The following is a 9,751-nucleotide window of genomic DNA, read 5'->3' on the forward strand; positions in this document are numbered from 1 at the left end:
CAACTCATTCACATCTATAAAAGCCGATAGTCTCCTAATAATGTAAAGCAAATTTACTAAATTTTAAATATCTTGGAACCGACTCTCCAATATTATATTCATTAAGTATTTCAACCATCCTAGAGCCTAAACATCGTTTAAACTCTAGGAAAGTAAAAATATTTTTTTACTTTCTTATTCTTGTTTAGCAAATTCAATCAACTTATCTTTTAATTCATTTCTATCTTTTTGGAGTAATCCATTGATAAATGAATTGACAATGTCCGATTGTTTATTTGTAACGCGACCTACAAATATTTTTTCATAAATCTGTTCGCTGATACGTTCTTCTGTTGATAGTAATTCCTCGTAGAGTTTTTCCCCAGGACGAATACCTGATTCAACAATTCCAATTTCTTCCTCAGTATGACCACTCAGCAGAATAACTTTTCTTGCCAATTCCAGAATTTGTACAGGCTCACCCATATCCAAGACAAAGATTTCTCCGCCTTTTGCCAAATGTCCTGCTTGGATAACCAAACGACTGGCTTCTGGGATAGTCATGAAGTAACGAGTCATCCTAAAGTCAGTAACGGTAACTGGACCACCTTTTTTGATTTGTTCCTTAAATAGAGGAACAACACTTCCACGACTACCTAAAACATTTCCGAACCTTACTGCAGCAAATTGTGTTTGTCCTGTTTCATTTAAGCCAGTAACAATCATTTCTGCTACCCGCTTAGTCGCCCCCATAACATTTGGTGGATTGACTGCCTTATCGGTCGAAACCATTACAAATTTTTCAACCCTAGCTGCTTTAGCCGCTTCAGCCACATTCTTGGTTCCAAAAATATTATTCTTTACTGCTTCATGTGGATTATATTCCATTAGAGGAACATGCTTATGTGCTGCAGCATGATAAACAACATCAGGTTGATACTCAGACATTATATCAAAAATCAACTCTCTGTCTTGAATATCTGCGATGAGAGGGACGAACTCAATCTTACCTCGATATTTCTCTAGTAACTCTCGATGAATGAGGTAAATTGAATTTTCCCCATGTCCAAGCAACAACAATCGTTGAGGCGTAAACTTAGCAATTTGACGACATAACTCTGAACCAATCGAGCCGCCTGCTCCTGTGACAAGAATTGTTTTTCCTTTGAAAAACTGATTCAACTCATCCTGATCCAAAACAACCTCTGGTCGACCAAGAAGATCTGCTACGTCAATTTCCTGAAAGGCACTAACAGACATGTTTCCCGCCATAATATCTTCAATACTAGGCATATTATTGACAGTCACTCCTGTAGTATTACAGATTTCAACAATCTTCTCTCGCTCCTTACCATTTAAGGAAGGGATAGCAATCGTTACTTGATCAACTGCCAATTCTTCTACTAAGCGTGGAATATCATTGCGGTTTCCTAAAACTTTGGTGTTACGGATAAATGTTCCAAGTTTATTTGGATCACGATCGACTATGCCGACAATTTCAAAATTCAATTTTCGATCTTCGACGGTATTGATAAAAATATTTCCACCATCTCCAGCACCTACCACCAAAATTCGCAGTGAGCTATCCGTCTTACGAATAGCATTTTTTCGTGTCTCATGCAAGACTTTCCAAACAATCCTTGGGGTAATGAGCAATACATATGACAAAAATAAGGATACTAAGATGAAGCGATAACTAAAACTCTGCCATAAAATCGTTGAGATAATTAAAAATAATGAATAAGCAGATATCAAGCTCAACCCTATTTTTACATAACTCTGATAACCGGTATACCTCGTAATTAACGAAAAAACCTTTAATCTAACTGAAATAATCAGATAGAATATCAATACGAATAAAACTGCAAGAATGAAACGTTTATCTGGAATGTCAATAATAATATCCAAGAACAGTCTACTCAAATTCATGGAAACTACAATAAGAAAAGTATCCATGCATATAAGTATCAATCTTTTGCTATTGCGCTCTAACAGTTTATCGGTAACAGTTCCTAAATCCATTTTTTTCTCCAAAATCTAGAGTAACCAGCTTAAATCACCTGGTTTTTTAATAACATAAGAGGGTTCTTTTTCAATAAAGCTTTTGCTCTATCTTCCCCAAATTCCCCTGTTATTAACTTATAAGCCTCTCTCATAAACGGAGGTCTATTTGATAAATTATGCATATCACTAGCCACACAGTGCACCAAATCCTGCTCTAAAAAGTACCGTGCCCGTTTCTTAAACTCTTTTGCTCGGTCACCAATTAAACCTGGTTTTAACACATGGTTGCTATTAATTTGAGTATAACACCCCTTGTCGATTAACTCTTCTACTCGCTCTGACTGAAATGCCAGAGCATCATAACGCTCTATATGGGCAAGTAGTGGAGTCAGTCCAAGTAACATTACTTCATTCACAGCCTCTTGGATTTCTTTCCAAGGAGTATTCTTACTAAATTCTAGGAGAATATAGCGCGTTCCATTAAGAGTTGGAACTTCCTTTTTTTCGAGTTTACTTAGGATATCCTTATTATAGTAAAGTTCCGCTCCATAACATAAAGTCATTTCTGGATAAGCTACTTTAACTCTCTCTTTTACTTGAACAAAATTAGTCATAATAATTTTCTCAGGAGTTTCAAACATCCCTTTTCGTCTATGAGAAGTAGCAACTATGAAGCGAACCCCTTGGCGATAAGCTTCTCCTATCAAATCTAGACTCTCTTCAATTGTCTTTGGACCATCATCCACACCAAATATAATATGCGAATGAACATCAATCATACTAACACCTACTTAATCAAAGCTCACATAATAAAAATCAAGCTTTTTTACCGTAATTTCCATAGTTACCATAATTTCCATAATCACCATATTTCTCAGTTGTAATATCATACTTGTTCAAGATGACGCCTAAGAATGGTGTTCCTGTTTGTTCCAACTGTCCCTTTACTTTTTTCACAGCTGAACGTTTAACATGTCCTGCCTCTGCTACTAAGACCATTGCATCACACTTCTGAGCAATAATTGCAGCATCAATTACCATCCCTAGAGGTGGACAATCTACAACCACATAGTCAAAATACCGACGAAGAGTAGCTAATAAGTTCTCAAAATTCTTACTTTGTAGAAGGGCAGTTGGGTTTGGTGATATTTTACCAGACTCGATAACTGTTAAATTAGGAATATTTGTTTCACATAGCCCTCGAGATAAATCAGTAGTTCCTGCTAAATAATCAGTTAAACCAGTAATTTTCGTAATTGGCTTAAAGAAACCTGACATCACTGAGTTTCGAATATCGGCATCAACCAGGACTGTCTTGTAGCCAGAACGAGCATAGGCAATAGCAAGACTAGCTGCTGTTGTACTCTTTCCTTCATTTGATTGGACAGAAGTTATGCCAACCACTTTAATATCTTCCCCACTGAGTTGAATATTCGTACGGATAGCGTTAAAATATTCTTCCGTCTTATTTACTAATTCTTTCTTCGTACGTGCAATTTCTAATGTCGCCATATTTTTCTCCTATTTCAATTTCTTCGAATCTGGCACTACACCAAGTAAGGTCAATCCCATTACCTCTTCGATATCCTGAGGACGTTTTACACGGTCATCCAAAATTTCCATAACCAACACGAGACCTGTTGCCAAGATACTGCCGGCTAATAAACCAAGCAAGATATTGCGTTTGGTATTAGGAGTTGATGGCTCCTCTGCTGGGACAGCCTCTTCAAGTGTTGTCACATCACTCACTTTTGTAACTTCGATGATTTTTTGTGATGCGAAAGTACGGAGACTATTTGCAATGCGAGCTGCTTCATTTGGGTCCGCATCACGCACGGAGATAGAAACAATACGAGTATCAACAGGAATAGAAACTGAAACCTTTTCTTTTAGGTTTCCATTCAAATTCAACTCTGTAGCCACCTGTGTCAGTACATCTTGTGATAGGATGATTTCTTGATAGTCTTTTACCAAATAAGACCCAGCTTGTAAATCCTGATTTGTTAATCCCGCACCAGCTTCAGCATGTTGACCAACTACATAGATACGAGTTGTCGAATCATATTGCGGCGTTACCAAAAAACTACTATAAGCAAAAGCTAACCCTGCACCTAATAGTCCCAGCAGAAGGATAAAGATTTTTTTTCTCCAAATCGTTTTCAGTAAGAGTAAAATATCAATTTCGATTGTATTCATTTCTTGATTATTCATGTTTTCTCCCTATTTTTTTAATTTTCATCCAATACTGACTGAATAGCAGCCTTTGTTTGTTCCAAACTTTCTTGGTTTATTTCCAACATATAAAGTTGTGAATCCGGCATAGCATAAGAAGGCAGATCTGTTCGCCCATTTCCAACTAGCGCTTGTGACTCCACTGTAAACTGTGTGCCGGCTTCTAATTGCGTATTAACTAAGCCTATAATTGTTTCAATACTTAGATCCGTTTGAATAGATCCTTCTAAACTATTTAAAATAGCTTGATAATTACGTAAATTCTCTGGTGAGCTCAATTTTTTTATAAGTGCTGCAATGACTTTTTCTTGGTTTTTACCACGGTCATTATCACCATTAGCCAACGAATACCGCTCACGAACAAAGATTAGCGCTTGCTCTGCATCTAAGTGTACTGTTCCCACCGGGAAAGTATGTTCACCACTTGTGAACTCTTGGGTGTTTTCTACATCGATACCTCCAACCACATCAATCAACTGTAGGAAGGATGTAAAGTTGAGACGAATATAGTTGCTAATATCAATACCATAAAGATTTTCCAAAGTATGGACGGAAGCATCTATACCATAAATACCAGCATGAGTTAATTTGTCGTATTGATTTTGCCCACCATCTGCGATAGCAACATAAGAATCTCGTGGAGTAGTTGTCAATAAAATCTTATGTGTAGCACGATTAATAGTCATAATGATATTAACATCTGAACGCGAAACAGACGAAATTGGACCATATGTATCAATGCCGCTGATATAGATATTAAAACTGTCTCCACTCACCTGCTTAGTAGCTGTATCAACAGTCCGAGTCACCTTAAAACTATATATTTTCCTCACTTTTGAAGAGAAGTCTGGATCCTCATTTTCCAAAATATTGGTAAAAACTCCATTGAAAATCATTGCTTGACTCTCACCATTTAGCATAGCTTGGTAGGCTGTTAGATAAGAGGTCGTCGGACTTGTAGTTAATTGAGTAGACTCCATTTTGGAAATATCATTTAACAAAGCAGTGATGTTGTCTTGATCGTATTCAGCCGGAGCAAGTACATTAGTGACCTGTCGAACATCTGTAATCTCACTATTTGCTGGGACGAGGATACTCATTTCATATTCTGAAAATATCGAATTTGAATTTAGTCGTGTTGAAAATTTTACAACTTCTTGCATTCCATAGATTCCGACAGAAGTGATGACCAGTGAAAAAATAAGTAAGAGTGCTGTAAATATGCGTGCTTTCTTACGCCACATCAACAAGCCAGTCAATACTGCAACCCCTATCAACAGGATTGTTACAATATAGTTTAAATACCGAAAATCTAGGATGTTATAGCGATACATAGTCACTAAGAACAGACATAGAATAATGGCATATAGCACCCAAAGCGCAAAATTTACCAACTTAAGCTTAGGCGATTTCCTCCATCTGCTTCTCTTCTTCATAAACAACCTTCCTTTTACTTATAACTCACCTATTGTATCACAAAAAACAATATTTTACTAGCCACGTAGCCATATTAGTGATGAAAAACGTTATCTTATTCTTTTTGGAATCTTGTTCTTTTTTTTCATATTTTAACCGAACGTATGAAAGTCAGCTGATTCTCTGTTGATTTTTCAGCACAATATTCAAAGCCATCCACCTTAAAATCTTGAATGTCCGATAATTCTTGAATATTGTTCTTAGCCAACCAGGACAGCAATCTTCCTCTACCTTTTTTTGATATAGTCGAGTGAACTTTTAGCTGACCTGCTTTTTCTTCCATGAAAAGAATTTTAACTAATCTTTTCTGAATCTGTGGAGAAAACACCTGCTCAAATTCTGACGAAGCCAGTGAGAGAATCAGTTCATCATCACCAACTTCTTGGTCATAATACGGTCGCCAGTACTGTTTCAAAGACTGATTGCCTATCTTTAAGCTCCCTTGAAAATCTAAGCGGTGAGGTGAAATGAATTCAAAAGGATGAATCAACCCGTATAAGGCTGTCGCAACACGAACGTGGTCACGTAGGTAATTTTCTTCTTTCGAATCTATACCTCGCCTATCCATATAACGATACATGAGACCATCATATAACTGCCAGGCTGGATAGGTTTTTGCTTGACCTGTCCTAATTCGATGCCAACGATCAGCTTCTAACTCTGCCTTTTCTTCATTCAACTTATAAAAGGCAGCCATCTTTTTTACATCAAATTGACTTATGGCATCCAGCACCTGCTTGCTTCGATCAGACAGGGGATAAAACGAGGCATTCTCTAGATTTGTATTTACTTCTTTTGCATTAGGTATAATTATTTTCATCACTTAATTATACCATAGAGTAGCTTAATTCCTGAACCTCAACCCATTATTCATATATTGTATTTCTGCAACTTTTCCTATATACTAGCTAGTAACATAGTCTATAAAAAAGGGGGCCTAGATGAAAAAATATCAAGTTATCATCCAAGATATTTTGACTGGAATAGAGGAACACCGATTCAAACGTGGAGAGAAATTACCTTCTATCCGTCAACTCAGCGAGCAATATCATTGTAGCAAAGACACTGTCCAAAAGGCTATGTTGGAATTAAAGTACCAAAATAAGATCTACGCTGTCGAAAAAAGCGGTTATTATATCTTAGAAGATAGAGATTTCCAAGACCATACTGTAGAGCTCAATCCTGCAGACTTTCAAGAATTACCCTATGAAGATTTTCGGATTTGTCTAAACGAAAGTCTTATTGGGCGGGAAAATTACCTATTCAACTACTATCACCAGCAAGAGGGATTGGCAGAATTGATTTCCTCCGTTCAAAGTCTGTTAATGGACTATCATGTCTATACAAAAAAAGACCAGCTGGTTATCACAGCTGGTAGTCAACAAGCTATATATATTCTCACACAAATGGAAACCTTGGCTGGAAAAACGGAAATCTTGATAGAGAACCCTACCTACTCACGAATGATAGAGCTCATTCGACATCAAGGAATCCCCTATCAAACAATTGAACGGGATTTAGATGGAATTGACCTAGAAGAATTGGAAAGTATCTTCCAAACTGGAAAAATTAAGTTTTTCTACACAATTCCTCGCTTGCACAACCCTCTCGGTTCAACCTATGATATAGCAACAAAAACAGCCATCGTAAAATTAGCAAAGCAATACGATGTCTACATCATTGAGGATGACTATTTGGCAGATTTCGACTCTAGTCATAGCCTACCTTTACACTATCTTGATACAGATAATCGTGTCATCTACATAAAATCTTTTACACCGACACTCTTTCCAGCCCTCCGAATCGGTGCAATCAGCCTTCCTAATCAGCTACGTGATACCTTCATCAAACATAAGAGTCTAATCGACTACGATACCAATCTTATCATGCAAAAAGCTCTCTCGCTCTACATTGATAACGGTATGTTTGCACGGAACACACAACATCTTCATCATATTTATCACGCTCAGTGGAATAAAATAAAAGATTGCTTAGAGAAATACGATTTGAACATCCCGTATCGAATTTCCAAAGGGAGCGTAACCTTTCAGCTAAGCAAGGGGATTCTTTCGCCTAGCATCCAACACATGTTTGGAAAGTGTTATTATTTCAGCGGACAGAATGCTGATTTCTTACAGATCTTCTTTGAACAAGATTTTGCAGATAAGCTGGAGCAACTTGTAAGATATTTGAATGAATGAAATCTAATAACCTCATGCAAATAATCCCCCTCGAACTTAAAAGACGAGGGGGATTATTCTATAGTGGAAATTACATCCCAAAATTGTTATACTCTTCGAAAATCAAAATTATCCGTTGTCAAGAGCCTTGATGAGTGAAAAGCTCCAGTGGAGGTTTTCAGCCTGTTACCTTGAAATAAGATAGTAACAGAGTTCTATCTTCGACTTCGTTTCCTAGGCTACTTTTGATTTTCATTGAGTGTTACTCTGTGAATCACGCTTTCACTTCATAGCCCATCAAAAGTCCGCCTTCTTCAGCATAAAAACTGCATAGACCTGATGTTGCAACTTCGTCAATAACAGCCGTTGGAAAACTTGCTTTTACCAACTCTGAGAATTGTTGGAAAAACTTGGCATTGTTGCGGTGGGCCATGACGATTCGACCACCATCATAGCCTGCTTTTTTCATTTCTTCAAAGGCTGCTGTCACAGATTTCTTATGACCACGCGCCTTTTGAAGCAACTCTAATTTTCCTTCAGCGCTTGCCTCACCAACCATACGGATATTGAGAAGACCAACGACAGTGCCTACCAATTTGCTCAGTCTTCCATTCTTAACAAGATTATCAACCTTCGCTAAAACAAAGAGGAGCTTACTGTGTTCCCGATAGTGAGTTATCGCTTCTACTACTTGTGGAAAGTCTAATCCTGCACCAATTAAGCGATTGATTTCGTCTACAAGTAAATCCATTTCCCCACTGGCTGACAAACTATCTATCAAATGGATATTGACATTCGGATGCTCTTCGATATACATATCCCTAGCTACACGTGCCGCATTAAAACTACCCGATAGCCCACCTGTAATCGTCACAACGATAATGTTCTCAGCTCCCTCAAAAGCTGCCTGATAAGCCTGCGGACTTGGACACGCCGACCCAGCTGCAGCCTTAGATGCCTCCATCACCTCCATCATGTGATCAATATCCAAGCTTGCATCATCAACAAATGCTTGTTCTCCAACCTGGATGGTAAGTGGCACACTAATAAATTCCGTATCCGGAGCTAGATTAGCTAATTGACGATAGTCACAGCCCGAATCTGCAACAATTTTCCATTTTGACATAATATTCTCATTTCCAATTTTACTTTTTTATTTGACAATAAATCTCTATTTACTTACAATTATATCATTAAACTACCCCATCTGAAAGCATTTTCTTTCAGATGTGACACTCGGAAAAGGAAAACTATGGCAGGTCGTAAAATTTCACCCCAATCTTTGAAAAACCTCTATCAATCAAATAAAGAAGCGAATCAACTGACTAAGGAATCAATAGAAACTGCTCTGCTATTTCTCCTAGAGAAAAAGGAGCTCAAGCAAATTTCGGTATCTGAATTGGTTCGTAAAGCGGGAGTTTCTCGTAACGCTTTCTATCGCAATTATAAGTCAAAAGAAGAAATTTTAGAGATTTATTACGAACGGACTTCCAGCAACCTTAAAAAGAAATGGCATGATTTGCAGGACAAGGTTCAAAAGGATGGCGTCAAGCAAAGCTTTGCAGATTTTGTCCACGAACAAAAACGCAAGGCAGAGCAAAGCAAAACCCTGTCCAACGTCAGTCAATGGATCAAGGAAAAAACAAAACGGGATTAAAAGTCCAATGTCATTAAGTTAACTAACCTATCACATTTTGTGGTGGGTTAGTTTTTATGTTACACTAAAAATAAAAGGGGAAAAGTCATGCTAGATCAGATTAAAGCTCATTTACTTGATAGTATTAACGACATCGTTTCCACCGCAAACCAGTTTGTGCTTCATCCTGAAAAAGATTTTAGTCGGAAAAGTCAGCTAACGATGAAAACCATGATTCAAGCTA

The 9,751-nt window shown here is 37.6% G+C and carries 9 protein-coding genes and 1 pseudogene; 3 read left to right on the forward strand and 7 right to left on the reverse strand.

Going from position 1 to position 9,751, the window contains the following annotated elements; genetic code table 11:
• Positions 1 to 174: 174 nt before the first annotated feature.
• The 6 genes from ODU39_RS02135 to yaaA form a co-directional block, all read right to left on the reverse strand.
• The gene (locus tag ODU39_RS02135; RefSeq protein ID WP_398580338.1) at positions 175 to 2,001 is read right to left on the reverse strand and encodes a polysaccharide biosynthesis protein; all 1,827 of its coding nucleotides are present in this window, start codon (positions 1,999 to 2,001) and stop codon (positions 175 to 177) included.
• A gap of 29 nt (positions 2,002 to 2,030) precedes the next feature.
• Complete coding sequence (gene cps4B / locus ODU39_RS02140) at positions 2,031 to 2,762, reverse strand: capsular polysaccharide biosynthesis protein Cps4B (protein ID WP_172011816.1); 732 nt, start codon at positions 2,760 to 2,762, stop codon at positions 2,031 to 2,033.
• Between the two features lie 37 nt (positions 2,763 to 2,799).
• A complete protein-coding gene (locus ODU39_RS02145; protein ID WP_136670809.1) occupies positions 2,800 to 3,495 on the reverse strand; it encodes a tyrosine-protein kinase in 696 nt (231 codons plus the stop codon).
• 9 nt (positions 3,496 to 3,504) lie between these two features.
• Positions 3,505 to 4,194 carry a YveK family protein gene (locus ODU39_RS02150; protein ID WP_024399722.1) on the reverse strand — a complete coding sequence of 230 codons (690 nt, stop codon included), beginning with the start codon at positions 4,192 to 4,194 and terminating at the stop codon, positions 3,505 to 3,507.
• A gap of 17 nt (positions 4,195 to 4,211) precedes the next feature.
• The gene (locus tag ODU39_RS02155; RefSeq protein ID WP_398580337.1) at positions 4,212 to 5,651 is read right to left on the reverse strand and encodes an LCP family protein; all 1,440 of its coding nucleotides are present in this window, start codon (positions 5,649 to 5,651) and stop codon (positions 4,212 to 4,214) included.
• Positions 5,652 to 5,776: 125 nt separating this feature from the next.
• Positions 5,777 to 6,511 (reverse strand): peroxide stress protein YaaA, encoded by a 735-nt coding sequence (gene yaaA / locus ODU39_RS02160; protein WP_398580336.1) that lies wholly within the window; start codon positions 6,509 to 6,511, stop codon positions 5,777 to 5,779.
• A gap of 121 nt (positions 6,512 to 6,632) precedes the next feature.
• Between yaaA and ODU39_RS02165 the strand changes: the two genes are divergently transcribed.
• Positions 6,633 to 7,892 carry a PLP-dependent aminotransferase family protein gene (locus ODU39_RS02165; RefSeq protein WP_398580335.1) on the forward strand — a complete coding sequence of 420 codons (1,260 nt, stop codon included), beginning with the start codon at positions 6,633 to 6,635 and terminating at the stop codon, positions 7,890 to 7,892.
• Between the two features lie 253 nt (positions 7,893 to 8,145).
• Here ODU39_RS02165 and ODU39_RS02170 read toward each other — a convergent pair whose 3' ends face one another.
• Positions 8,146 to 8,997 carry a DegV family protein gene (locus tag ODU39_RS02170; protein WP_318820938.1) on the reverse strand — a complete coding sequence of 284 codons (852 nt, stop codon included), beginning with the start codon at positions 8,995 to 8,997 and terminating at the stop codon, positions 8,146 to 8,148.
• Positions 8,998 to 9,123: 126 nt separating this feature from the next.
• Here ODU39_RS02170 and ODU39_RS02175 point away from each other — a divergent pair, with 126 nt between their 5' ends.
• Positions 9,124 to 9,528 carry a TetR/AcrR family transcriptional regulator gene (locus ODU39_RS02175; protein ID WP_014736032.1) on the forward strand — a complete coding sequence of 135 codons (405 nt, stop codon included), beginning with the start codon at positions 9,124 to 9,126 and terminating at the stop codon, positions 9,526 to 9,528.
• 87 nt (positions 9,529 to 9,615) lie between these two features.
• A pseudogene (locus ODU39_RS02180) lies at positions 9,616 to 9,751 on the forward strand (IS4 family transposase); the annotation flags it as partial.

This window comes from Streptococcus sp. 2021WUSS126, from assembly GCF_044427255.1.
GTDB classification, from domain to species: Bacteria; Bacillota; Bacilli; order Lactobacillales; family Streptococcaceae; genus Streptococcus; species Streptococcus hashimotonensis.

Bases quoted from the DNA above. Each gene is read 5' to 3' on its own strand.
- ODU39_RS02135 (WP_398580338.1), bottom strand. From the start codon at position 2,001: ATGGATTTAGGAACTGTTACCGATAAACTGTTAGAGCGCAATAGCAAA.
- cps4B (WP_172011816.1), bottom strand. From the start codon at position 2,762: ATGATTGATGTTCATTCGCATATTATATTTGGTGTGGATGATGGTCCA.
- ODU39_RS02145 (WP_136670809.1), bottom strand. From the start codon at position 3,495: ATGGCGACATTAGAAATTGCACGTACGAAGAAAGAATTAGTAAATAAG.
- ODU39_RS02150 (WP_024399722.1), bottom strand. From the start codon at position 4,194: ATGAATAATCAAGAAATGAATACAATCGAAATTGATATTTTACTCTTA.
- ODU39_RS02155 (WP_398580337.1), bottom strand. From the start codon at position 5,651: ATGAAGAAGAGAAGCAGATGGAGGAAATCGCCTAAGCTTAAGTTGGTA.
- yaaA (WP_398580336.1), bottom strand. From the start codon at position 6,511: ATGAAAATAATTATACCTAATGCAAAAGAAGTAAATACAAATCTAGAG.
- ODU39_RS02165 (WP_398580335.1), top strand. From the start codon at position 6,633: ATGAAAAAATATCAAGTTATCATCCAAGATATTTTGACTGGAATAGAG.
- ODU39_RS02170 (WP_318820938.1), bottom strand. From the start codon at position 8,997: ATGTCAAAATGGAAAATTGTTGCAGATTCGGGCTGTGACTATCGTCAA.
- ODU39_RS02175 (WP_014736032.1), top strand. From the start codon at position 9,124: ATGGCAGGTCGTAAAATTTCACCCCAATCTTTGAAAAACCTCTATCAA.